Origin of the sequence: Prevotella sp. tc2-28 (assembly GCF_900107705.1) — a bacterium.
Classification (GTDB): domain Bacteria; phylum Bacteroidota; class Bacteroidia; order Bacteroidales; family Bacteroidaceae; genus Prevotella.
The window spans coordinates 76793-101908 of the sequence record NZ_FNRE01000012.1 but is presented as its reverse complement, the minus strand read 5'-3'; the positions used below and the strand labels follow the sequence as shown (position 1 = coordinate 101908).

22 protein-coding genes and 1 tRNA gene are annotated in these 25116 nt (G+C 50.5%); 16 read left to right on the top strand and 7 right to left on the bottom strand.

Annotated features, from left to right (window positions below):
- Window positions 1-41 precede the first annotated feature (41 nt).
- The 5 genes from aroQ to BLU47_RS11135 all read left to right on the top strand — a co-directional run bounded on the left by aroQ (window position 42) and on the right by BLU47_RS11135 (window position 4394).
- Window positions 42-458 (top strand): type II 3-dehydroquinate dehydratase, encoded by a 417-nt coding sequence (aroQ, locus tag BLU47_RS11155; protein WP_091962565.1) that lies wholly within the window; start codon window positions 42-44, stop codon window positions 456-458.
- Window positions 458-1087, top strand: a complete 630-nt coding sequence (locus BLU47_RS11150) for an O-methyltransferase (RefSeq protein WP_091962562.1) — start codon at window positions 458-460, stop codon at window positions 1085-1087. The genes aroQ and BLU47_RS11150 overlap by 1 nt, the downstream gene beginning before the upstream one ends.
- A gap of 133 nt (window positions 1088-1220) precedes the next feature.
- Entirely contained in the window at window positions 1221-1685 is a 465-nt protein-coding gene (locus BLU47_RS11145) for an Lrp/AsnC family transcriptional regulator (RefSeq protein WP_091962560.1), read from the top strand.
- Window positions 1686-1689: 4 nt separating this feature from the next.
- A complete protein-coding gene (locus tag BLU47_RS11140; RefSeq protein WP_091962557.1) occupies window positions 1690-3417 on the top strand; it encodes a membrane dipeptidase in 1728 nt (575 codons plus the stop codon).
- Window positions 3414-4394: a M28 family peptidase gene (locus BLU47_RS11135; protein ID WP_369796982.1), complete on the top strand. Its 981-nt coding sequence runs from the start codon at window positions 3414-3416 to the stop codon at window positions 4392-4394. The genes BLU47_RS11140 and BLU47_RS11135 overlap by 4 nt, the downstream gene beginning before the upstream one ends.
- Before the next feature lie 22 nt (window positions 4395-4416).
- On the opposite strand, the gene BLU47_RS11130 is transcribed toward BLU47_RS11135, so the two are convergent.
- Window positions 4417-4989 (bottom strand): DUF4294 domain-containing protein, encoded by a 573-nt coding sequence (locus tag BLU47_RS11130; RefSeq protein ID WP_255402171.1) that lies wholly within the window; start codon window positions 4987-4989, stop codon window positions 4417-4419.
- A gap of 120 nt (window positions 4990-5109) precedes the next feature.
- On the opposite strand from BLU47_RS11130, the gene BLU47_RS11125 reads away from it, so the two are divergent.
- Entirely contained in the window at window positions 5110-7095 is a 1986-nt protein-coding gene (locus tag BLU47_RS11125) for a helix-hairpin-helix domain-containing protein (RefSeq protein ID WP_091962555.1), read from the top strand.
- Here the strand turns inward: BLU47_RS11125 and BLU47_RS11120 are convergent.
- Window positions 7090-8202 (bottom strand): glycosyltransferase family 4 protein, encoded by a 1113-nt coding sequence (locus BLU47_RS11120; RefSeq protein ID WP_091962553.1) that lies wholly within the window; start codon window positions 8200-8202, stop codon window positions 7090-7092. The genes BLU47_RS11125 and BLU47_RS11120 overlap by 6 nt on opposite strands.
- A gap of 18 nt (window positions 8203-8220) precedes the next feature.
- Window positions 8221-9312, bottom strand: a complete 1092-nt coding sequence (locus tag BLU47_RS11115; RefSeq protein WP_091962551.1) for a mannose-1-phosphate guanylyltransferase — start codon at window positions 9310-9312, stop codon at window positions 8221-8223.
- 145 nt (window positions 9313-9457) lie between these two features.
- Between BLU47_RS11115 and BLU47_RS11110 the strand changes: the two genes are divergently transcribed.
- Window positions 9458-9539, top strand: a tRNA-Leu gene (locus tag BLU47_RS11110).
- Window positions 9540-9604: 65 nt separating this feature from the next.
- On the top strand, window positions 9605-10381 hold the full coding sequence (locus BLU47_RS11105) for a M15 family metallopeptidase (RefSeq protein ID WP_091962548.1): 777 nt from the start codon (window positions 9605-9607) through the stop codon (window positions 10379-10381).
- Window positions 10382-10400: 19 nt separating this feature from the next.
- On the opposite strand, the gene BLU47_RS11100 is transcribed toward BLU47_RS11105, so the two are convergent.
- The 3 genes from BLU47_RS11100 to BLU47_RS11090 all read right to left on the bottom strand — a co-directional run bounded on the left by BLU47_RS11100 (window position 10401) and on the right by BLU47_RS11090 (window position 14111).
- On the bottom strand, window positions 10401-11273 hold the full coding sequence (locus BLU47_RS11100) for a ComEA family DNA-binding protein (protein WP_091962546.1): 873 nt from the start codon (window positions 11271-11273) through the stop codon (window positions 10401-10403).
- 21 nt (window positions 11274-11294) lie between these two features.
- Window positions 11295-12647, bottom strand: coding sequence for a sodium-dependent transporter (locus BLU47_RS11095; RefSeq protein ID WP_091962543.1), 1353 nt, complete (start codon window positions 12645-12647; stop codon window positions 11295-11297).
- A 102-nt stretch (window positions 12648-12749) separates the two neighbouring features.
- Complete coding sequence (locus BLU47_RS11090) at window positions 12750-14111, bottom strand: sodium-dependent transporter (protein WP_091962541.1); 1362 nt, start codon at window positions 14109-14111, stop codon at window positions 12750-12752.
- Between the two features lie 76 nt (window positions 14112-14187).
- Here BLU47_RS11090 and BLU47_RS11085 point away from each other — a divergent pair, with 76 nt between their 5' ends.
- On the top strand, window positions 14188-14583 hold the full coding sequence (locus BLU47_RS11085) for a VanZ family protein (RefSeq protein WP_255402168.1): 396 nt from the start codon (window positions 14188-14190) through the stop codon (window positions 14581-14583).
- A 94-nt stretch (window positions 14584-14677) separates the two neighbouring features.
- Here BLU47_RS11085 and BLU47_RS11080 read toward each other — a convergent pair whose 3' ends face one another.
- Window positions 14678-15517, bottom strand: coding sequence for a response regulator (locus tag BLU47_RS11080; RefSeq protein ID WP_176780561.1), 840 nt, complete (start codon window positions 15515-15517; stop codon window positions 14678-14680).
- Window positions 15518-15550: 33 nt separating this feature from the next.
- Between BLU47_RS11080 and BLU47_RS11075 the strand changes: the two genes are divergently transcribed.
- The 7 genes from BLU47_RS11075 (at window position 15551) to BLU47_RS11045 (ending at window position 24839) form a co-directional block, all read left to right on the top strand.
- Complete coding sequence (locus BLU47_RS11075; protein WP_091962533.1) at window positions 15551-16516, top strand: glycosyl hydrolase; 966 nt, start codon at window positions 15551-15553, stop codon at window positions 16514-16516.
- 11 nt (window positions 16517-16527) lie between these two features.
- Complete coding sequence (locus tag BLU47_RS11070; RefSeq protein WP_091962530.1) at window positions 16528-17646, top strand: glycosyl hydrolase; 1119 nt, start codon at window positions 16528-16530, stop codon at window positions 17644-17646.
- 435 nt (window positions 17647-18081) lie between these two features.
- Window positions 18082-19293 (top strand): glycoside hydrolase family 27 protein, encoded by a 1212-nt coding sequence (locus BLU47_RS11065; protein ID WP_091962529.1) that lies wholly within the window; start codon window positions 18082-18084, stop codon window positions 19291-19293.
- Window positions 19294-19305: 12 nt separating this feature from the next.
- Entirely contained in the window at window positions 19306-21732 is a 2427-nt protein-coding gene (gene galA, locus BLU47_RS11060) for a beta-galactosidase GalA (RefSeq protein WP_091962526.1), read from the top strand.
- Window positions 21733-22159: 427 nt separating this feature from the next.
- The gene (locus BLU47_RS11055) at window positions 22160-22753 is read left to right on the top strand and encodes a DUF3575 domain-containing protein (protein ID WP_176780560.1); all 594 of its coding nucleotides are present in this window, start codon (window positions 22160-22162) and stop codon (window positions 22751-22753) included.
- A complete protein-coding gene (locus tag BLU47_RS11050; protein ID WP_176780559.1) occupies window positions 22750-23727 on the top strand; it encodes a DUF5119 domain-containing protein in 978 nt (325 codons plus the stop codon). Before BLU47_RS11055 ends, BLU47_RS11050 begins: the two co-directional genes overlap by 4 nt.
- A gap of 47 nt (window positions 23728-23774) precedes the next feature.
- Window positions 23775-24839, top strand: a complete 1065-nt coding sequence (locus tag BLU47_RS11045) for a fimbrillin family protein (RefSeq protein WP_091962519.1) — start codon at window positions 23775-23777, stop codon at window positions 24837-24839.
- Window positions 24840-25116 lie beyond the last annotated feature (277 nt).

Here is a 25116-nt window from a genome sequence, read left to right as displayed (position 1 = left end):
TTTTGTATCTTTGCGGCAAAGTTACAAAATTAATTTGAATTATGAAAATTCTGATTGTCAATGGTCCTAATTTAAACCTGTTGGGCACACGCGAGCCAGGTATCTATGGTTCATCATCCTTTGACCAGTACCTGCCTCAGCTACAGGCAAGATACCCCCAGGTGGATATGGAGTATTACCAGAGTAACGTGGAAGGCGAACTCATCAACAAGATGCAACAGGTGGGGTTCAGCTATGACGGTATTGTTCTAAACGCAGGAGCCTATACCCACACGTCCGTTGCCCTGCACGACTGTATCCGTTCGTTGAAGACACCCGTCATTGAAGTACACATCTCCAACGTTCATCAGCGGGAGGAATTCCGCCATCACTCCTTCATCTCATCAGCCTGCAAAGGTGTCATCTGCGGTTTCGGACTGGACTCCTATCGCCTGGCCATTGAAGCATTAATAGCCTAGTGTCTGTAGAAGAGTACATAGAGCAACACTCGTCACCGGAGCCTGACTATCTATACCAGCTATGGCGAGCCACCAACATCCACATGCTCCACGGACGCATGGCTTCCGGTCATCTCCAAGGACGTCTGCTGAAGATGTTGGTGCAGATGATACGTCCGAAAAACATCCTAGAGGTGGGCACATTCAGTGGCTACTCTGCTATCTGTATGGCTGAAGGTTTGGAAGACGGAGGAATGGTCTACACCTTTGAGATCAATGACGAGCAGGAGGATTTTACCCGTCCGTGGATAGAACAGTCGCCCGTTGCTGACAAGATACGTTTTATCATTGGCGATGCAGTGACGGAAGCTCCTAAACTGGGCATCACCTTCGACATGGCCTTTATCGATGGTGACAAGCGCACCTATAAGGAGACATACGAGATGGCGCTCTCCGTCGTTCGCAAAGGCGGCTTCATCCTGGCCGACAACACGCTATGGGATGGCCATGTCATAGACCATCAATACGACCGCGATCCACAGACAAGAGGTATCGAGACATTCAACGACTATGTCCTACACGACACACGCGTCGAACAAGTCATCGTACCTTTGCGCGATGGTTTGACACTTATTCAGAAAAAAACATAAGAAACAGACAGAAAAACACGCGAAAAACACTTTTTTTAGACATTTTTCTCCTAAAAAATTGCACATTTCAATAAGATTACGTACTTTTGCTTACAAATTGTAAAGTAACAAACCAAAAACAATCACAAAAGGTATGGAGAAAATTGACAACCTCGACAAAAAAATCCTAAACATTCTATCAAAGAATGCCCGCATCCCATTCAAGGATGTTGCTGCAGAATGCAATGTTTCACGAGCAGCCATTCACCAGCGTGTACAGCACCTCATTGAAGGTGGTGTCATCATGGGCAGCGGATTCGATGTGAATCCCAAGAGCTTAGGCTACAGCACCTGCACCTACGTGGGCATCACCTTGGAGCGTGGTTCTATGTACAAAGACGTGGTAGAATGTCTACATCATATCCCCGAGGTCGTAGAATGCCACTTCACAACGGGTCCCTATACCATGTTGGTCAAGCTGTATGCACGTGACAACGAGCAATTGATGCACCTACTGAACGGGCGTCTTCAGGACATTCCCGGAGTAGTGGCCACCGAGACACTCATCTCACTAGAGCAAAGTATCAAGCGTGAGATTCCCGTAACCTTCGACGAATAAGTTCATGAGCAAATGTTTTGACTGGAAGTCGCAACTAGCGAAGCCCTATACCTCTTTTCCTGAGGCAACGCATAAACCCGTCATCGGCATCACAGGCAACTATGGTGAGATGACCTGTAAATTGGCAGAGACCTATTATAAGTCAGTATGCAGGGCTGGTGGAGTTCCCGTCATCATCCCCCCTTTGGCTGATACGGACAGTATCATCAATACCTTGGAGCATATTGACGGACTACTGCTTAGCGGTGGTGCCGACTATAACCCTCTGTATGCCGGAGAAGAACCTGTAACATCCTTAGGAGGCGTCTGTCAAGAACGCGACCTGCCAGAACTGCTCATTACCCAGCTGGCCTATAATCGTCAGATCCCCATCTTGGGCATTTGTCGCGGCATCCAGACGCTAGCAATGGCACTAGGCGGCAAAGTAACACAAGACATCACCAAAACGGCAGTAGTCAAGCATTCACAGGATGCCGACCGTTCTGAACCGACACATAGCGTCTTGGTAGAAGCGGACTCTATCCTTGCCCATATCTACCCATCAGACTGCTCACCACTAAGATTGTTCGTCAACTCATTCCATCACCAGGCTGTTGGCGAGACAGGCAACCGCTTCCGTGTTATTGCCAAATCGACTGACGGTATCATTGAGGCAATTGAGAGTACCGAGTATAAGAGCGTCCTAGGTGTTCAGTGGCATCCAGAATGCTTAGAGGATGGCTTGCCTATCTTCCAGTGGCTCATTCAAGAGGCTGACCAATACCGAAAGACGTGCGACGTGCATGGTCGCATCCTAACACTCGATACGCACTGCGACACACCGATGTTCTTTCCACAGCAGGTTAACTTCATGCACCGTGACCCCAAGATTCTCGTTGACCTCCATAAGATGACAGAAGGCCATCAGGACGCCACCATTATGGTGGCATACCTGCCCCAGCCCACTGATCATCCTACAGCGTATGCCGACAATATTTTCGACAAGATAGAAGATATCGTCAAGGAAGGCAGTCAGTACGTTGGACTGGCACGTACCCCCAATGATTTGTGGATGAACAAGCACCTGGGCAAGAAGAGCATCATGTTGGGCATTGAGAACGGCCATGCTCTGGACGGCAAGATCGAGAACCTCCGCCATTTTGCCCAGCGCGGCATCGTCTATATGACACTTTGCCACAATGGCGACAACGATATCTGCGACTCCGCACGTGGCAGTCATACACACAATGGTGTGAGTGACTTTGGCCGACAGGTCATCAGCGAGATGAATCGGTTGGGCATCATGGTAGACCTCAGCCACGCAGCAGAGAAGAGTTTCTATGATGCCTTGGAACTAAGCAAACTGCCCATCGTATGCAGTCACAGCAGTTGTCGCGCATTATGTGATCACCCCCGCAACCTGACCGACGACCAAATGAAAGCCCTGGCCGCTAAAGGTGGTGTCATGCAAGTAACGCTGTATAACGGTTTCCTGGTAAAAGATGGCATTGCCACTATCGAAGATGCCATGCACCATCTGGAACACGCCATTGAGGTGATGGGTATCGACCACGTAGGACTGGGTACTGATTTCGATGGTGACGGTGGTATCCTTGGATTGGCCAACTCCTCGGAACTGATACTCTTTACCCGTCAGCTACTTGCCCGTCAATACAGTGAACAGGACATCCAGAAAATATGGGGCGGAAACTTCCTGCGTGTCATGCAACAAGTACAAGAAGCCAAACAATGATGAAACAACTCCTATTTTATACCATCTGCGCACTCTGCACACTAGCATGCAGCACGACCAAGAAGCAGACAAGCAACCCAACGACGGTCTCTATCCAGTTTAATGCCGATTCTGCCTATGCTTTCTGTGCGGCCCAGTGTAACTTCGGTCCTCGCACGATGAACAGCGAGGCTCATGAGCTGTGTGGACAGTGGATAACCCAACAGTTCCAACAGTACGGTTATCAGATAGAACTGCAAAAAGCAGACTTGAGAGGTTACGATGGCACCATTCTCAAAAGTACCAACATCATCGCAAAGTCGACCAAGGTACAGTCGCCACGTATCCTCATCTGTGCCCATTGGGACAGTCGTCCTTGGGCTGACAATGACCCTGACTCAGCCAACTGGCGCAAACCAGTCATGGCAGCCAATGACGGTGCGTCAGGAGTAGCGGTCATGTTGGAACTTGCCCGTCTTTTACAACAAAACGACTCCGCCCGTGTGGCAGTCGACTTCATCTGCTTCGATGCTGAAGACTGGGGCATACCACAGTGGAGTAACGAGGTGGATGGCGACTCATGGGCTTTAGGAGCACAATACTGGTCAGCCAACTGCCAGAAAGCAACTGCCAAAAGTTATCAATATGGTATCCTTTTGGACATGGTTGGCGGACAGGGTGCCAAGTTCTACCGCGAGGCGTTCTCCATGCAGTATGCCCGTAGTGTCGTTGAGAAGGTATGGCAGGCTGCTGGTGCCGCAGGCTACGGAAGCCTGTTCGTCAACGATTCGGGAGGCGGTGTTACTGACGACCATATCCCCGTCAACGAGAAAGCTGGCATCCCCTGTATTGACATCATCAACTACTACCCAGACTGCCGGCAAAGCAGCTTCGGTCCTACATGGCATACGGTCAATGACGACATGCAGCATATCGACAAGAATACGCTGCAAGCCGTTGGTCAAACATTAGTACAACTTATTTTTAGTGAAAACTAATCCTTCACTTATCACTTTTCACTTATAACTGCCCTGCCTCCACCATCAGCACGACACGTTCCGTAAGCCGGTCAATGCCCTCGGGATCATATTGTTTCTTCAACGAAGCGCCAAAAGCCCAGGCAAAAGCTTGATAGAAGCCAGCACGCATGGGTCCGAGGAAGGCCTGGATAAGCTCGTATCCTGACGAGTTACTCTCACGGTAGATAAGCTTGATAAGCAGTTTTCCCTGCGAGTAGGTCAGCTTCTTCATACGTGGCTTGTACTCTTTCATGATACTCTTCTCCACACGTTTCATATGTTCTTCACGTGCCTCCTTGCTAGGTAGTGTCTCCAAGTATTCTGCTGTCTCCATCATTATCAGACGCGCCTCCTTGGCTATGGGCAACACGGTCTTCACGTTCTTAACAAGTCGCATATAGGCATTTTGCTGACGCTTACTGCTGAATGTGACAGGTGGAAAGACATAGACGTTGTTCATCTCCATATACTGGATGCTGTCTCCTCCTTCCAGCACTTTACCAACCTTCACAGTAGGCACAAAGGTGGGACTGTCCATGTCCACCTCTTGTCGTTTCTTGTCCTGTGCCATCATGCTCAGGGACAGAAGCCAGAAGCCAAAAGCCAAGCATATGAATCTTTTCACGCTGCAAAAGTACGAAAAAGTTGAGAGTAAATTGCCGACTATTAAGATTATTTTTTATACCTTTGTACTATGAAACGTATTTTGATGCTTCTTTTGGCTCTTTATGCCCTCTCGTCATTTGCCCAGGAGCCCGATTGGCAAGAGGACATGCAGGAATGGACCACACCGGAAGATATGGGGGACAACACCAATATGGAACTGTTGGAAGACTTGTCCATTAATAAGATTAATCTGAACCAGATTACCCGTGAACAGCTGGAACAGCTCCCGTTCCTATCAGCACAGCAGGTGGAAGGCATCATGGAATATCTTGACCGCTATGGTCCCATACGCTCACTCAATGAACTGAAAATGATTCCCGAGCTGGACTACCAAACCTGTCAGCAGCTCACCCACTACGTGATGATTGGAAAAGAGCGTCCTGCCAGGGTATGGCCTAAACTAAGCGATGTGGCGAAATACGGAAAACACACTTTCATGGCTACGGCCAAAATACCATTCTACGAACGCAGAGGCGACCGTAATGGATACATGGGCTATCGGATGCGCCACGACCTGCGCTATCAGTTCAATTACAACAACCGCATCAAGTTTGGAATAACAGCTGCACAGGATGCCGGTGAACCTTTCTTTGCTAATCGTAATACCATGGGATATGACCACTACAGTTACTATTTCCAGTTGCGTAACATCGGGAAGCTCGAGGCATTGAACCTAGGCCTATATCGGGTACAGATGGGTATGGGACTGATCATGAACACCGGTTTTCATCTGGGAAAACTGGCAACCCTACAATCGATGGGACGTAATAGCAAGCTACTAACAGCTCACACCTCCCGCTCAGTAGTAGGATATCTGCAAGGCGCTGCAGCCACCGTAAGCCTGTCAAAGCAATTCAAACTGACCGCATTCGCCTCCTACCGCCCCGTAGATGCCACTCTGAATGAAAACGGCACAGCACGCACACTGGTGAATAATGGTTATCACCGCACCCCCACTGAGATGGACAAGAAGTACAACACCCATGAGACTGACCTGGGCTTTTCCCTCGGATGGCGAAAGGGAATGTTATATATCAACGCCAACGGCATATATACCCATCTGGACCGTCGACTGTCACCCGACAAAGAGAACACGCTCTACCGACGCTATGCGATAGAAGGCAGTGATCTCTCCAATTTCAGTCTAGACTATGGATACAACAACTACCGCATGAGCTTCGCCGGAGAGACCGCTATCAACCGCGATGGAGCCATCGCAGCCATCCATTCGCTAAGCTACGTGGTCAGTGAACAAATCAAGCTGACAGCTATCCACCGCTATTTTGACAAAAGCTATACAGCCCTTCATGCCTATAGCTTCTGCGAGGGAGGTAGTGTACAAAACGAACATGGTATCTACCTGGGCATCAACTGGCAACCAGCTCGTTCATGGCTCATCCAGGGATATGCTGACTATGCGCACTTCAGCTGGCCTCGCTATCGTATCAGCGCGCCAAGCGATGCCTTTGATGCCATGGTTACGACAAAATACAGCCAACAGAAATGGAGTTTGGAAGGTCGCTACCGACTGCATCTACGCCAACAAGACAACGCCGACAAGGATCGGTTGATCAACCGTACCGACCACCAAGTGCGACTGAACTGGAGCTACACAGTGGCTCCCAAGCTGACACTACGCACCCAGGCGAATGCTGTCAGCAAAGCGACCGAACAAGGAAACCAGAAAGGGATAATGCTCTGCGAGGAGGCGGCATGGAAAGGGCGCCGACTGCAAATCGATGCCAACTTCGGATGGTTTAACACCGATGATTATAATAGCCGCATCTACTATTTTGAGAAATCAGTCCTTTATGACCATACCTCTACCATGTATTACGGACAGGGTATCCATTATACACTCATGGCGAAAGCCGAGTTGGGCAAGCGACTGACATTAGCAGCAAAAATGATGGTCACCAACTACTTCGACCGTAGCTTTATCAGTAGCGGACTACAGCAGGTAGACCGTTCTTCCATGGCCGACATGTTAGTACAGCTTCGGTACGCCTTATAATAAGGATTGGTAAAGCTGGGCAACCTGCCTGGCTACATCATTGCCCTCAAAGCGCCGGATATACTCACGACTCTTACGAATACGCTCATCACGCCCTCGTGCACCTCTCAGAGACATCTTTAACGCCTCAGCCATCTCAATGACATTGTCGGGATCCACATACAAGCTATGCGGACCACCAGCTTCTTCCAGACAGGAACCTGTACATGCCACCACAGGCAATCCAACGGCTATTGCCTCGATAATAGGGATGCCAAAACCCTCATAGCGCGATGGATAGGCAAAAGCCTCAGCCATTGAATAGATGGCTGCCAGATCACTGTCGGGGACACCGCTCAACAGGTGGATACGGTCGCCATGAGGCAGTTCCTTGACATAGTCTGTCTGTCGTCCTACCGCCACCAGATGGATGTCCTGCGGCAGCAGTTCCACTGCTTCAGCGACCAGAGCCAAGTTCTTGCGTCGTTCCATGGTACCCACATTTAGTACATAGCGCTGAGGCAACTTGTAACGTTCTTTAACCTGCGCCTTGCGCTCCGCTTTTACCTCCGCAGAAAATCGGGGGGCAAAGCTCTGGTAAATAAGTGATATACGGTCGGCATACGCTTCTCCGCCCAGTTCAATAATATCCTGCCGGGTACGCTCACTGATTGCAATGATACGGTCTGCCTCACGCAGGGCATGACGGAACTTCCACTCATAGATTCTGGTGTCCAGCCACTGATAGTATTCTGGATGACGCATGAAGATGAGGTCGTGAATGGTCACCACACTGCGGATATGCTTCTTTCGGAGTCCCATAGGCAATTCACCCGACAATCCATGATAGAGGTCTACCCCGTCTTCCACCAGGTCGTCTACAACACTGCGGGAACGCCACCATGTCTTCCGCAATGATGATGGATGACCCGTGGGATAACAGAACTGCACATTACCATCTCCTATAATCTGTCCGCGAAGCTCATCACGTCCCTCGTCGGGTGCATAAAGGCGCAAGGACAAATGACTGTCACCCATCCTGATAAGGTCATTGACTAACGTTCGTCCATAGCTGCCCAGTCCCGTTCCATTGCGTACTATACGCTTCGCATCAAGTCCTATGATCATTATTATGATGGATTATAATTACACAAAGTCATCCCCGTATTTGATTTGCACCTCGTTGACATACTTACGCACCAATGCTGACGAGTCACTTTTCTTACAGATAAGCAAGACGTTACCTTCCTCAGCCACGATATAGCCATCAAGACCGTTAATAACGCCTAGTTTACCCTTGGGCAATTTGATGACATTGTTGTGCGAGTCTTCTATCATGACATTCGAGTCGACGACCACATTATCGCCTGCTCCCTGGCTCATACATTCATAAATGGCATGCCATGTGCCCAGATCAGCCCATCCGAAGTCACACTTCATCACATAGACATTGCGACTATGCTCTAGAATAGCATAGTCTATGGACAAATGCGGATAGATGGAGTAACGCTCCGTCACATAGGCAAGTTCTTCCTCATAGGTGTAATTAGGAATCTCCACCTTCAAATTACGTAGCACACTGGGGAAGATATCCTCAAAACTCCTGATAAGATGCTGGGCATTGGAGATGAACACGCCCGTGTTCCAATAGAACTCGCCACTCTCCATGAACATCTTGGCAAACTCGCGCTCCGGTTTCTCTGTAAACGACTTGACCTTGAAGACGTCAGGCTTACAGCTCAGGTCACCCAGTTGGATGTAACCATAGCCTGGCTCGGGGCGCGTTGGCTTCACACCCATGACCAGCAACACGTCGTTCTCTGAGACATAACTGATACCTACAGCTAGGCTGTCAGCATACGACTGTTCATTCATCACCAGGTGATCTGCAGGCGTTATAATGACATTGGCCTCCGGGTCACAACGCAGAATACGCATCGTAGCCCATGCCACACTAGGTGCAGTACTGCGATTGATAGGTTCTACCAATATCTTACGCTCGTCGACGTCTGGTAATTGTTCTTTAATCAAGGGCAGGAATTCCTTGCACGTACATATATATATATTCTCCTGGGGCATTTGCTTAACAAAACGATCATAGGTCGTCTGCAACTGCGTACGCCCGGTTCCAAAGAAATCGATAAATTGCTTGGGATATTGGTCACGACTACATGGCCACAGCCGTTTGCCCCGGCCTCCAGCCAGTATCACACAATAGTTCTTTTTATTTATTTCCATAGTATTTTATTAATATGCTTCAAATTCGACTACTAAGGTACGACTATTCTCGCGATTAAACAAGAAAAATACATTATTTTATAAAAAAATAGGATTTTATTTTGTTTTTTGCTCACTTATTCGTATCTTTGCACCCGCTTTTGAAGCCCAGATGGCGGAATCGGTAGACGCGCTGGTCTCAAACACCAGTGGGGCAACCCATCCCGGTTCGAGCCCGGGTCTGGGTACAAAGCTTAAAAAGCAATAGGGGTACTGCTTCTTGCAGCACCCCTTTTTTTCTTAAAAAATACTTATGACGAAGAAATTACTTTACCTAATCTGCGGAATCGTCCTCATGGCCTGCCAAAACAACAAAGGCAAGAGCGACACAATCACCACTCCCACTAACGACACCAGCCAGTTTGTAACACTAACCGACATAGTGCCCGACGCTATTTTGGAAATCCGTTATTTCGGTACTTACAATTTCGTAGGTGACCGCATCGATGGATACCTGGAAGCTACCGCACTGTTGACCAAGCAGGCTGCTGACAGTCTCCGCGCAGTGAGTGACGACGTCATCAGACAAGGTTACCGTCTGAAGATCTACGATGCCTATCGCCCGCAGAAGGCCGTCGACCATTTCGTCCGTTGGGCTGCGGATATCCCTGATACGCGCATGAAGGCTTATTTCTATCCTGACCTTGACAAGAGCGTATTGTTCGACCAGGAATATATCATGGAAAAGAGCGGTCATACCCGTGGATCCACCATCGACCTCACCCTTTTCGACATGAAGACAGAGAAAGAACTTGACATGGGTGGCACCTTCGACTGGTTTGGTCCTGAGAGTCATCCTGACTTCTGCGGCAATCCTGAAACAGGCGAGTACACTGGCGACAACCATAAGAGCCCTGTGGGACGCTCCATCACTGCTGAGCAGTTCAAGAACCGTATGATCCTTCGTCAGGCCATGCTCCGCCACGGTTTCAAGGCGTTGCCTACCGAGTGGTGGCACTTCACGCTGAAGGACGAGCCTTTCCCCGACACTTACTTCACGTTCCCCGTCAAACAGTTGACTAACAAATAAGAAAGAAGAGATACGTCTGTCAGAACGTGACATAGGGAGCCAGGCGCTGAATGACTTCTGGCGGAAAGTCACGTGACAGCCGGAGGTCATCCAGGCTTTTCAGAGGACCGTGCAGTCTACAATATTCCTTGATTGCACGGGCCTGATAATAGTTGATATAAGGATGGCGACGCAGCTGCTGAAGGGTGAGCTGGTTCACATTCAACTTTTTCGGATGGGCTTGCTGGACAACAAAGTATTTCTTCGACGCCTGTGGAAAATCCGCTATTTCGTCCAACTGGTCGACACTGACATAGCCACCAAGGCGCTGCCCGTAGCGTACAATCTCTTTGGCAAAATAGATGCCGATGCCCGGCACCTGGCGTAAAGTCGTCGTATCAGCCGTATTCAGCACGACATGTTGGGTGCTGTCAATCTTCCTAGGATAAACCCCATTAGTCCCATTGGCCCCATTAGCCCCATTAGCCTTACCCCCCACCAGCGTTGCTGCCGGCTGGTAGTCACTGCTGATGCGGATATAGGGTTCCAGTCGATGATAGTCTTTGACCGTAAGTCCATAAAGACGCGCAAAATCTTCCTTCTTTCGGTATACACCCCCTCGTGCCCGGTATTTGTAAATGTTACGCACTTGCCACGACTGCAGTCCCAGTCGGATAAGCTGAGAACTGTCTGCCGTATTGGGATCAAAGGGAAAGGTCTCGACATGACGGACGGGAAGTGGACCTTCCTTGACAACAGGACGGTGATGCCCAGTCATGGTACGCAGGGTGTCGCTAGCGACAACGGTTGTGGGTAAGGCCTCATCCTCCGAACCGGCTAGCCAGATGCCTCCCAAAGCCGCAAGTGCCACACCAATCGCAGCAAGAGCAATTTTCCTATCGTTCCTATTCATAACCTATTAGCCCCATCAGCCCTATATCCACCCCAACTGATGCAGGAACACCAGCGTAATCGCCAGCGGACAGATATAGCGCACAGCAAAGAGGAATGTCAGGAAGAACCACTTGTTACATTGTCCACCGTTGGTAAATTCGTCATAGACCAACTGGCGCGGGATATACCATCCCACAAAAAGGCAGGCCAGCATGCCGCCCAGCGGTAGCATGAAATTGGCAGTCAGCAGGTCACAGAAGTCCATCAGCGAATAACCCAGCAATTGGATGTCGAAAGCACCTACCGACCATGAGCAAAACAAGCACAGTGCAGATGCCAAAATCGTGATGACCCATGCTGCATGGCGCCTTCTCAGGTGGAACTCCTCCGTAAAGAAGGCTGTACCTATCTCATGCATCGAGATGGTAGAAGTCAGGGCAGCAAACACCAGCAGGGCATAGAACATCACACTAATCACCCACCCTACCTGCGGCATCCCGACAAAGGCCTGCTGGAACACGTTAGGCAGCGTGATGAAGATGAGCGAAGGACCACTGTCGGGGCTAATGCCTACCGAGAAGGCTGCGGGGAATATCATGAGCCCCGCAAAGATGGCTATCATCGTGTCGAGCATCACAATCTGACCGGCAGAGCGCAACAGGTTGGTCTCCTTCGTGAAATAACTCGCATAGGTACACAGGCAGGCTGTACCCAGCGACAGCGAGAAAAACGCCTGTCCCAGGGCGTCAAGCATCACCTTGTTACTCAGTTTCGAGAAGTCGGGCTGTAATAGGAAGCGAACGCCCTCCATGCTGCCAGGCAGCGCACAGGAGGCTGTCACCAGCACCAGTAATAAAACGAATAGGATGGGCATCAGCCATTTCGAGGCTCGCTCAATACCCTTCTGCACACCATTCACGATGACGATATGGGTTATCAGCACAAAAGCGACGCCACATAGCACAGGCCTCAGCGGATGACTGGAGAAAGTCACGAAATAGGTCTTCACAAATGCTGCATCGCCCACCAGTTTTCCAGCCATTGCCGCGTACACGTATTGCAGGCACCAGCCAGCCACCACGGCATAGAATCCAAGGATAATAGTGGAAGTGAGGATACCCAGATAGCCGACTAACTTCCACGGTTTTCCGTTCGACAAGGTGTCGTAAGCGCGAGCAGCATTGGTCTGCGCATGGCGTCCCACAATAAACTCACTAATCATCCCAGGCAGTCCCAGCACGAAGATACAACCGATATAGAACAGGATGAAGGCAGCACCACCGTTCTCTCCTGTCATATAGGGAAAACGCCAGATATTACCTAATCCGACGGCTGAGCCAGCAGTAGCCAGCACAATACCCAGCTTACTTCCAAAATTACCTCGCTCCTTCATATTTTTAATGAGTAAGTAGTAGACACTCTACATCCTTTTTTATCTCTGTGCTTAAACATATCATAATTACTCATTACTAATTACTCATTACTAATTACTAATTTATAAAATCCCGAGCTGATGCAAGAAAATCAGCAGAATGGCCAACGGACAGACATATTTAATAAGGAACAGATATCGGTGGAAGTATCGGACATAGTCCTTCAACTCTCCCCAGTTACTGAACTCATCACGTACAATCTTATGGGGCACAAACCAACCGATGAAGATACATGTCAGGAAACCTACGACAGGTAAGAATATCTGACCTGTCACGAAGTCGAACCAGTCGAACAGCGCCTCGCCATAGAAGGTCAACCCATCATAGGCACCCAGCGACAAAGAGCAGAAAGCACCGATGATGGCTGTTGACACCGTCACTATCAGGGCTGCCCGCTTACGCGTGGTGTGAAGCTCCTCCTGGAAGAAGGCCGTCGACACCTCATGCAGCGACATCAGCGACGTCAGGGCAGCCAATGACAACAACACGAAGAACAGCAGCGAGATGATATACCCCATGACAGGCATTCCACTGAAGGCCTGCTGGAACACGTTAGGCAGCGTGATGAAGATGAGTGATGGACCACTGTCGGGTTCCACGCCTACGGAGAATGCTGCGGGGAAAATCATGAGACCTGCCAGGATGGCCACCAGACAGTCGATGATCGCTATCTGCGAGGCAGCCTTCGTCAGGTTGGTCTCCTTCGAGAAATAGCTGGCATAGGTACACAGGCATCCCATCGCAATACTCATCGAATAGAACGACTGCCCCAGTGCACTCAGGAAAACGTCACTATTGATCTTTGAGAAGTCAGGCTTGAACAGGAACTCGATGCCCTTGTAGGCATTGGGGAGCATACACGATGCGCCCACGATGATCAGCAACAGGACAAACAAGGTAGGCATCATCATCTTCGATGCCCGTTCAATACCGTTGCGTACACCGTTTTCAATGATCAGATAGGTCATCACCAAGATGACAACGGTCCAGAAAACAGGTTTCACAGGGTCGGACGACAACTCAATAAAGTACGTCTTGAAATACTGCGGGTCACCCTGCAGATGCCCTATCAGCGAGGCCCACACATACTGCAGACACCATCCGCTGACCACTGCATAATAGCCTGTTATCAGGAATCCTGTCAGCACACCCATATAGCCTATCAAAGCCCAGGGCTTGCCATTCGCCAGTGTCTGGAACGACCGCGCCGTATTAGCCCTGCCGTGGCGACCTACGATAAATTCGCTAATCATACAGGGGATGCCCAGCAGAAGCACGCAAGCTACATAAATGATGATGAACACGGCACCGCCGTTCTCTCCAGCCATATAGGGGAAGCGCCACACGTTCCCTAGTCCGACAGCTGAGCCTGCCGTTGCCAGAATCACCCCTAACTTGGAACCAAAATTTGCTCTATCACTCATATTACCCTTCTTAACGCTTGCAAAATTATAAAATAAATCTTACTTTTGCATCGTTTTTTAAGTAAATATGCAAAAAATGGCTCATATCGTAAGAAAATACCCTCTATCACTGCTCTGTCTGGCACTGATTGCACTGCTCTCCTTCACCCCCTTCTTTCCCGAGACACCTCTTGACGACGTTGCCTTTATTGATAAGTGGACCCATTTCGTCATGTATGGAGGCACCACCAGCGTCATCTGGTGGGAATACCTGCGCACTCACCAGAAGCTAAATGCCTCCAAGCTCCTGCTATGGGCATGTTTGGGCATGATTCTCCTGGGTGGTCTCGTAGAGTTAGGACAAGCCTACTGCACCACCACGCGGAGCGGTGAATGGCTTGATTTCTGGGCAGACACCATCGGTGTTCTCCTCGGCAACCTTCTCGGTTGGCTGTTACACCACTTCTTTTTTCTTTTCTTCCTCAAATCTTAACCCCATTGTATGCCAGGTATTTACGAACACGCGTAAACGATAAGGAAATGTATTAAAGTACATCCAGGCTGCAGAATGACACAATAGAGAATTATCACTTCTTGATGAACTCGGAGGGCAGACAGCCGTACTCTTCGCGGAAGAACTTGCTGAACTGCTTGGGCGAGAAGCCTACGGTGTAGGCAACTTCTGAGATATTGGTTCGCCCTTGTTCCAAAAGTGAGCGGCCGCGCTTGATGCGGATTGCCCGGATGAATTCAATTGGCGACTTACCCGTAATGGCCATCAGCTTTTTGTAAAGATGACCTCGCGTCATACCAATAGTCGCACCAAACTCCTCAACGGTGAAATCGGTATCGCCCATTTTTTCCTCCACAATCTTTATGGCTTTTTCTATCAGCTGCTCGTCAATCGAACTTACGGTGATCTCGCTCGGGGCTATCTCAATGCCCTTGGCAAAGTTACGGTGGTTGTCGGCCTTCCACTCCAGGATTTTCTGTATGCGGAGCTTCAGGATGTTCAGATTGAAAGGTTTTGTGATATAGTCGTCGGCACCGTCTTTCAGACCTGTGATAATATTGTCTTCGGTAGATTTGGCGGTGAGCATGATTACCGGGATGTGGGAGTAGTTGACGTCGGTCTTGATACGGTTACAGAGTTCCAGACCGTTCATCTCCGGCATCATAATATCACTGATGACAATGCTCACATCGTTGCTGTCCAATACCTTGAGCGCCTCAATGCCATTACCGGCAGTGAGCACGTGATACTGGTCGTTGAGACAGCGTTCGAGGAACATGCGGAAGTCCTGGTTGTCTTCAACAATGAGGATGGTAGTCATTTTTTCCGTTTGGCTTGCAGGGACAGACAACGGAGCCACTTTTTCCTCGTATGCTTCGTTTTCAGATACTGATGGAGCGGCAGATTGCTTCATCGGTATATTAACAAAAAATACGCTTCCTTGTGGATGGTTGTCTTCGACATAAATCTCGCCATGATGCATAGCCACATATTCCTTTACAATGTGAAGGCGTGGGGCCGCAAGGTCATCGCCGGATGCCAGGCCCGCTGGGACTACAACACCACCGATGCCGAGGAGATATTCAATGCCGCTGGCAAATATCCAGCCCTTAACATCTTCGACTTCCAGCACTTCCGTCACCCTGACATCGACTACATGGCCGATACCGCCCTGCAGTGGCACAGGGCCGGTGGCATCGTCGGATTCATCTGGCATTGGAGCGTACCGGTCGATCCCGGTTGCGGCCCCCAGCAGGGCTATTCATTCTATCTGCCGTCGGCTGCCGGACCGCAGAAGCGGGGCACCACCTTCTCGCCCCGTAAGGCACTGCAGCAGGGAACCCCCGAGAACCGACAGCTGCTGCTCGACCTGAGCACCGTCACCCGTCTGCTGTTGCACTATCAGCGTCAGGGCATCCCCATCATCTGGCGCCCGCTCCATGAGGCAGCCGGCAACAGCAACCGCGGCGGAACAGCCTGGTTCTGGTGGGGCAGCGACGGTGCCGAGGTCTTCAGGCAGCTCTACCTATACATGCAGGACTACCTGATGAGCCATGGTGTGCATAACCTTATCTATGTGTGGACATCCGAACTCGACGACGATGACTGGTATCCCGGCGACGCGCATGTAGATATCGTGGCACGCGACCAATACCGCATCGGCACCAGTCACGACTCCTACAAGGAACAGTACGACGTGCTGAAGTCAAAGTATCCCAACAAAATGCTGGCGCTGGCCGAGTGCGACTGCATGCCCGATGCCGGACGGATGCTTGCCGATGGTGCCATTTGGCTTTATGCCGCCCCCTGGACCGTTCCCTTCGTGTTTGGCAGCAACAACACACCCGAGTTCTGGAAAAATTTCCTCCATTCCAACATCATCCTCACGAGAGATGAAACAACCGTAAAATAAGCAGAAACATCATGAAACTGAAATATCTGATAGCAATAGCCCTCGTCATGGCAGGAACGTCCTGCTCGAAGAACGAGGATGAGTTCGACGAAAGGCCCGTAACACCTGTAACGCCCGAAGAGCCCCAAAATCCCGAAGAAGAGCCACCTGTAGCCGACAGCAAGCGTTCGCCCGAGACCGAAAAGCTGTTCGATTACCTGAAAAGCATCTACGGCACCAAGACACTCTCGGCGGCCTGCGCCAACGTGAACTGGAACACCAACGAGGCCCAGTGGGTGTACAAGCATACGGGCAAATGGCCCGCCATCAACTGCTTCGACCTCATCCACCTGCCCTTCTCACAGCCAGGCGGCTGGATTGACTATTCCAACATCAAGGTGGTCGAAGACTGGCACAACGCCGGCGGCATCGTATCCATCATGTGGCACTGGAACGTGCCGGCCAACAACGGCAGCGACTGGTCGTTCTACTATGGCAGCGAGCCCGACAAGACCAGATTCGACGTCCGTAAGATTACCGACGAGAACTCGTCCGAGTACAAGCGCATGATCAAGGATATCGACCAGGTGGGCATCTGTCTCAAGGCACTGCAGGCCAAGGGCATCCCCGTCATCTGGCGCCCGCTCCACGAGGCTGGCGGCCGCTGGTTCTGGTGGGGCATAGACGCTGCTGCCTGCCGTCGGCTGTGGCAGGTCATGTACGAGCGCTTTGCCGATGCCGGCATCAACAACCTCATCTGGGTGTTCACCCCCGCAGCAGCCTGGAACGAGCCCTACAGCAAGGGATTCGACTGGTACCCCGGCGACGAGTATGTCGACATCGTGGGGATGGATGTCTATAATCAGAACGATGCAGGCCAATGCTATCGCCTCGACTATAAGTTCCTTGCCGACCAGTGCCCCGACAAGATGGCTGCGCTCACTGAGTGCGGCAACGTGGCCACCATCTCAAGCCAGTGGAAAGCAGGAGCCAAGTGGCTGTTCTTCATGCCGTGGTACGACTACGGGCGCACCAACGACCCCGCTTCGGCCGCCTTCAACGACCAGTCACACAGCAGTGCCTCCATCTCATGGTGGAAAGATGCTTTCAATTGCGACTTCGTACTCTCTCGCGAAGACGTAAAATACTAACACAAAAAAGCTTTATAAATCATACATGGTTAGTAGTTAGTTAGTAATAGTTGATCAGAATGAAGGGCGCAGTGATTGCGCCCTTCGTTTATTTCCCCCATCGGCCACTGGTTTTATCTTCAAATTGCGGGGTGTGAAATACAGGTGTATGCCTATCGGCAGCCTTCATTTATTCTAATGTTGATTGGACATGTGAAAGTCATCAAGAATAATTAGACACATAAGGGCGTCAGAAAAAAACATTCAGGAATATGCACTGGAAAATTATGACACGCAAGAACGGAAATAACACATAAGAGTATTGGCAATTTAAAAAAAAGGTGTATATTTGTAACGGAAAACAGACGATACCGAAATACGAGACAAAATATACAATCATAAATAATGTACAATTATGTAACCAAAAGACGAATAATGAAAAAGTTTATTAGCAGAATGGCCATCGTGGGCGGCATGCTCGCCCTGACGGCATTGCCTGTAAAGGCACAGAAATGGGAACATCTGGCCGACACGCCGCAGATGGGATGGAGTACATGGAACAAGTTTCAGGGCAACATCACGGAGGACATTATCAAGGGGATTGCTGACGCGATGGTGGAGACAGGCTTGCGCGATGCGGGCTATACTTATATTAATATCGACGACTGCTGGCACGGGAAGCGCGATGCCGACGGCTTTATACAGGCGGACGCGAAGAAGTTTCCCAACGGCATGAAGGCAGTGGCCGACTATGTGCACAGTCGCGGGCTGAAGCTGGGCATCTACAGCGATGCGGGAACGGAAACGTGTGCCGGCATGCCGGGCTCGCTTGGCCACGAGTATCAGGATGCCATCCAGTATGCACGATGGGGGGTGGACTACCTGAAATACGACTGGTGCAACACCACGAACGTGAATCCCGAGGGAGCCTACCAGCTGATCAGCGACGCGCTGCGCTCGGCCGGACGACCCATCTTCCTGAGCATGTGCGAATGGGGCAGCAGCCACCCGTGGAAATGGGCAAGGGAGATAGGCCACTCGTGGCGCACGACGCCCGACATCTGGTGCAGTTTCGACTCGCTGCGCGTCTTCCCAGGCTACAGCCAGTTCGGCGTGATGCAGTGCATACAGCTGAACGACTCGCTGCGACAGTATGCCGGCCGTGGCTACTGGAACGACCCCGACATGCTGGAAGTAGGTAACGGCATGACCGAGAACGAGGACCGCGCCCACTTCACCATGTGGTGCATGATGGCCAGTCCACTGATACTGGGCAACGACCTGCGCTCGATGAGCGAGGCCACGCGCAACATCATCATGAACAAGGAAATGATAGCCATCGACCAGGACACGCTGGGCATTCAGGGTCTGCACTACTGCGACCGCGGCGGCCTGCAGTTCTGGTTTAAGCCTCTGGCCGGTGGCGACTGGGCTTTCACAATCCTCAACCCCACGAAAAAGGACATTGCCTGCGAATTGAACTGGCAGGACTTCAACCTGACGGACACGCAGGTGAGCAAGCTGAGTACCAACTTCGATGCCGTGGTGTATAAAGTGTACAACCTGTGGACGCACAAGATGGAGGGCAAGACCAACAGGAAGAGCAAGACGGACCGCAAGCTGACCGTCAAGGCCCACGACGTGATTGCCTATCGTTTAATAAAATAAAATGTTACGGAAATGAGAAGATGGACAATCTTGATGGTCTGGATGGCCATTGCATGCATGAACGCACAGAATGTGCGTGAAACTGTCAGACTCGACGAGGGGTGGAAGTTTGCACTGGGCAACGCTGCCGACCCGAAGAAAGACTTCGGCTGCGGCACGGAGTATTTCAACTACCTGACGAAGGCCAACTCGATACACAACGAGGGACCGTATGTGGCAAAGTTCGATGATTCGGCATGGCAGGAGATAAGGATACCGCACGACTGGGTGACCACCCTACCCTACGCCAACGGGGCAAGCCACTCACATGGCTACAAGACCGTGGGCTATAAATATCCCGAAACAAGTGTGGGATGGTACCGGAAGATGATAAATATCCCTGCCAGTGACCTTGGCAAGCATATCGCCCTGCAGTTCGACGGCATTTTCCGCAATGCGCAGGTGTGGTTCAATGGCTTTTACATGGGCTCGGAACCCAGCGGCTATGCCACGCAAGTGTATGACGTGACGGAGTATGTGAACTATGGCGGCGACAATCTGATATGCGTGCGTGCCGACGCCACGCTCGAAGAGGGGTGGTTCTATGAGGGAGCTGGCATCTATCGAGATGTGTGGCTGGTGAAGACGGCAGCCGTAGGCGTGGCGCCCTTTGGCACATTCGTGTATGCCGACCTGAAGCAGCCCTACGACAAGGCCGTCATCCATGTGGAGACCGAGGTGAACAACCACTCGCTCACCACGCTACAATGTGAGGTAAGCCACCGGCTGCTGGATGCCGATGGACGGGAGGTGGCCAAGTCGGCCCCCTCAACGGTAACGCTGAAGGCAAAGCAAACTCTCAACTCTCAACTCTCAACTATGAACTTAAACGCCCCTCACCTGTGGAGCCCCGCCGACCCCTATCTATATAAGGTGGAGACCACGGTGAAGGTGGACGGGCGCGTGACCGACGTGTATGAAACCATCACGGGCATACGTGACATTGAGTTCGATGCCGACCGCGGATTCCTGCTGAATGGCCAGCCGCTGAAACTGAAGGGCGTGAATCTGCATCAGGACCATGCCGGCGTGGGAGCCGCCATCCCCGATGCACTGCAGGCGTGGCGCATCAGACAGCTGAAGAAGATAGGGTGCAACGCCTACCGTGCCTCGCACAACCCGATGACACCTGCCCTGCTGGATGTCTGCGACCGCGAGGGCATACTCGTGATTGACGAGAACCGACTGACTGGCATCAACGAGGAGCATCTGCGGCTGCTGGAGCGAATGATCAAGCGCGACCGCAATCACCCGAGCGTCATTCTGTGGAGCGACGGTAACGAGGAATGGGGCATGGAGAACACCGTGCAGGGAACCCGCATAGCTGCTGCCATGCGCGAATATACCCGCCTGCTCGACCCCACGCGCCACTCTACCATAGCCAATGCCGGCGGTGGGGAGATGATAAAGGGACTCGACGTGGTGGGATTCAACTATATCGTGCAGAACGATGTGGACAACCGCAAGAAGAATAATCCCACATGGAAGATTGTGGGCACGGAAGAGACCACCGGCTGCGGCACGCGAGGCTGGTATTTCAAAGACGAGAAATATCCCGGCAGGATGGTAAGCCTGAACCGCACGATGGAACAAAACTATGAGAATATCATTGAGCGCGGATGGAAATTCTACGACGAACGCCCCTGGGCTGCAGGACTGTTCTACTGGACAGGCTTCGACTATCGGGGCGAGCCCAACCCGCTCAGCTATCCCGCTCACGACTCGGAATTCGGCATTCTGGACTATTGCGGATTCCCCAAGGACGAGGCTTACTACCTGAAATCATGGTGGACCGACGAACCCGTGCTGCACATCTTCCCCCATTGGAACCTGCAGGGCCATGAGGGCGAGGAAGTGGAAGTGTGGGCCTACAGCAACTGCGACGAAGTGGAACTGACGGTGAACGGCAAAAAACTGGGTCGCCAGCCGATGCCCCTGGGCGGACACCTGAAGTGGAAGGCCATCTATCAGCCCGGCAAGGTGGTAGCCGTGGGCTATAAAAACGGCAAGCGCATACTGACCGAGAAGATAGAGACCACCAAGCCTGCAGCGAAGATTGTGATGAAAACCGACCGCCAGATGATTACTGCCGACGGCAGGGATGTGAGTGTGGTGACCATTGAGCTGCACGACCAGAACGGCCGACTGGTGCCCGACGCCTGCAACACGCTGAATTTCACGCTGGAAGGCAACGGCCGCATCATTGGCGCAGGCAACGGCGACCCGCAGTACATGGGCGAGGATCATCCCAAAGACAAAGACTGCCGGGCATTCAGCATCCCTGCCTTCAATGGTCTGGCACAGGTGCTGATACAGAGTAGCCGCGAGCCTTCAGCGCTCCGTCTGACAGCCAACGGCGACGGACTGAAAACAGGAGTCATAGTCATTACTACAAAATAATCCTAACACAAGCACAAATTTAAAAGCACCGCGCTTCACAGCGCGGTGCTTTTACTTAATGAAAAAATATTTACAATGAGTTATAATAACTGAATTATTCTTCTTCTGAATCATTACTACGACCTGCAAGGTCACGAGATTGACGCTCGCAGTGCCAAGGGCCTCGTCATTAAGAATGGTAAGACAAGTATTTTAAAATAGAGGTGAGTAGTGAGAGGTGAGAAATCGCCACTGAGATGGATAATATGGTCCTTTTCCCAGATTTTTCGACAAAAAATGGTATTTTTTAGTTAAAAAGTTTGGTTGTCATAGGAATTATGTTTATATTTGCCGTCGATATATGTTAATGAATACAAAAACCTACATTGTTAGGAACAAAAAAAGGCATTATGCCCCTATTCATAAAACACTAATAACCTGGGGCTTGGTGGGACTTCTGTTTTTTCTACCGATGATGGTGAATGCCCAGACATTCAACAGTCCCATACGCTTATCGGCCAAATCAAACCTTCTCTACGACGTAGCTCTCATGCCAAATATTGGCATCGAGATTGCCGTTGGTAACCAGTTTACCATAGCTGCCAGCGGCACTTACGGATGGCTGGAGGGATGGCCATGGCACAAGAATATTCGTGTTGTGACAGGTGATATAGGGGTGAACTACTGGTTCGGAAAGGACACCAACCAGCTGATGCATCGCGGGTTTCATATCGGACCCTATGCAGCCGTCTATCGTTACGACTTCCTGTTCGGTGACGAGGGACAGCAGGCGAAAGCCAACTGGGGCGCAGGTGTAGCACTGGGCTACTCGGTGCCTGTCAGTCCGGAAATCAGCTTCGACTTCTCCCTGGGACTGGGCTATGTCGGAGGTAAATATAAGGAATATGACGTCGTGAATGACGTCTTCGAGCGCTTCGTGTGGAAAGCCGACAAGGTAAGACACTACATAGGCCCTACTAAATTGGAGGTGGCGCTTGTATGGCATCTCTTCGGGCCCAAGAAGAAAGGAGGCGAGCGATGAAGTATCGTCACATCCTGATGCTGATGTCCGTCGTCGTTCTCTGCTCTTGCGAGGCCAAGTTGCGCGACTTGTACTACGATGAGAACAGTTGGAACACCGTACAGGTGCTCTTCGACTGGCAAGAGGCCCCAGAGGCCAAACCGCAAGGCATGACCGTCCTCTTCTACGACGAGTTACAGGCCAAGGAGCCCGAGCGCTACGACTTCTCCGGAACCAAGGGAGGCACAGCGAACCTCATGTTCGGAGCCTATCGCGCCGTTGCCTACAACTACGACACAGAGACCATTCTCTATCGTAACATGGCATCATGGCAGACGTTGGAAGCCTACACCCGCCTGTCGAGCATCGAGGAGGGCGCCCAGATAATCTCTCGCGGTGCAATGCCCAGGGCATTAGGCACAGAGGACGAGCCCGTCATTCTGGAACCCGACCCACTATGGGCAGGAGCAGGCGAGCCAGTGAAGGTTATTGCTGACGAGCCGTCAACGACGACAGTGACTCCTTCTTCGCGAATAGAGACGGTGGAGATAGACATCCGCAACGTGCCCAACCTGCAATACACCGGCCAGATAGGCGGAGCCCTTTCGGGACTGGCACCAGGCGTCAAGGTCGCTACGGGCGAACTGCTGGAGGGCAGTGCTACACAGTCGTTCACTTGCCAACGCATTGACGACACTACGCTGCGCATGCGCTTCCACATCTTCGGACACTGTCCCCACCATGCAGAAGGCATCCACAATCAGCACATGCTCACCATCTATGCCGTGCTGGCTGATAACAGCAAATGGTATTACACCATAGATGTCACGGAGCAGATTCACAACGCCAAGGCGGAGGAAGAAGAGGAAAAGACCGAGCGCATCACCATCGACATCGACGAAGGTCTGCCCATCCCCAAGCCCATTGTCAACGGCTCCGGATTCCAGCCCAATATCGACGGATGGCAAGGTGTAGAGATAGAAATCGGAATGTAACAAACAATAAATATTAACGAGAAAAAAATAAGAAAAAACATAACATTATGAAGAAAAATCTTTATATCCTTGCAGTAGCATGCCTCGCACTTGCTTCCTGCAGTAATGATGAGACGGTGGCAACGAGACACGATCCTAATGAGATTAGTTTTAGAGCGTTAAATAACAATATTACACGTTCAGCAGACATCACCAGTTTTACTACCACACCATTTATGGTAAGAGCAGTGAAGGGTTCTGAAACATATTTCTCAGAAACGCAGTACACTTATGACAGCGGCACTAGCTCATGGACTTCAACAACCAAGCACTATTGGCCATCAGATGATGCTCAACTTACATTCCATGCTCATGCTCCTATTTCTAATGCTCAAATCACTCATACAGCAGATGAGAGTACATTTGTAGTGACTCCTTCTGCAACTGCAGGAGAACAGGTTGATTTAGTTTATGCCACAACTACAGGGAAGAAGTCAACTAGCTCTGCTGGAGTTGTTCTTACTTTTGGACACGTTGAATCAAAGGTGATTATTCAGTTAAAGAATTCCAACTCCAATCTGAAGATAACTGCTAACAAGGTAGAAATTGGTAATGTAAAAAATAATGGCACTTATACTATGGGGACCGGATGGGATCTTACTGGTGCAACTAACACTTCTTATCCTCAAAGTTTTTCAGGAACAGAATATACAACTGCTACTCAAGCAGGTGATGATATGATTCTTATTCCTCAAACGCTGACAAATGCAACCACATATGCATCTGGAGAAGTTGGTGCTGCATTTGAAGGCTCCTATATTAAGGTGGATTTGAAGATTCAAAATAGCACAAGTCCATATGCATACGTTGTTGGTGACGCAGATCACTTTGTAACAGCATTGTTCCCTCTGCCTGCTACGGCTTGGACTTCAGGATATAAGTATATATATACTGTTGACCTCGCTGGAGGTGGTTATTTCCCAACTAACACATCTGCTGGCACAGGAAATGCACTAGATCCAATCCTTGACGACGTAGAAATCAAGTTCGTGACAGTAACCGTTTCCGACTGGACTCCGTATGATTCAGATTCTAGTACAGATGGTAATCAGCCTATTGATGTAGGAATGTAACACAGGGAACATCCCTTGTGCAATAGCATACAAAAGACCTCGCTGGGAATTATCCTGGCGAGGTCTTTATTTTTTCAATCACAGGGGATAGATACACAACCAAATATCTTTACAATTTAATTAGCAAATTAGCATGCTAAAAACACCCCTTTTTGAGGGTAGTCCAAATGAGTTAACTCGATTGATCGTTTGAGTTAACTCATTCGATGATTTGAGTTAACTCACCATTTTGGGCACCTTTACGGACCGCCAACTGATATTCTGAATCTTTTTTAAA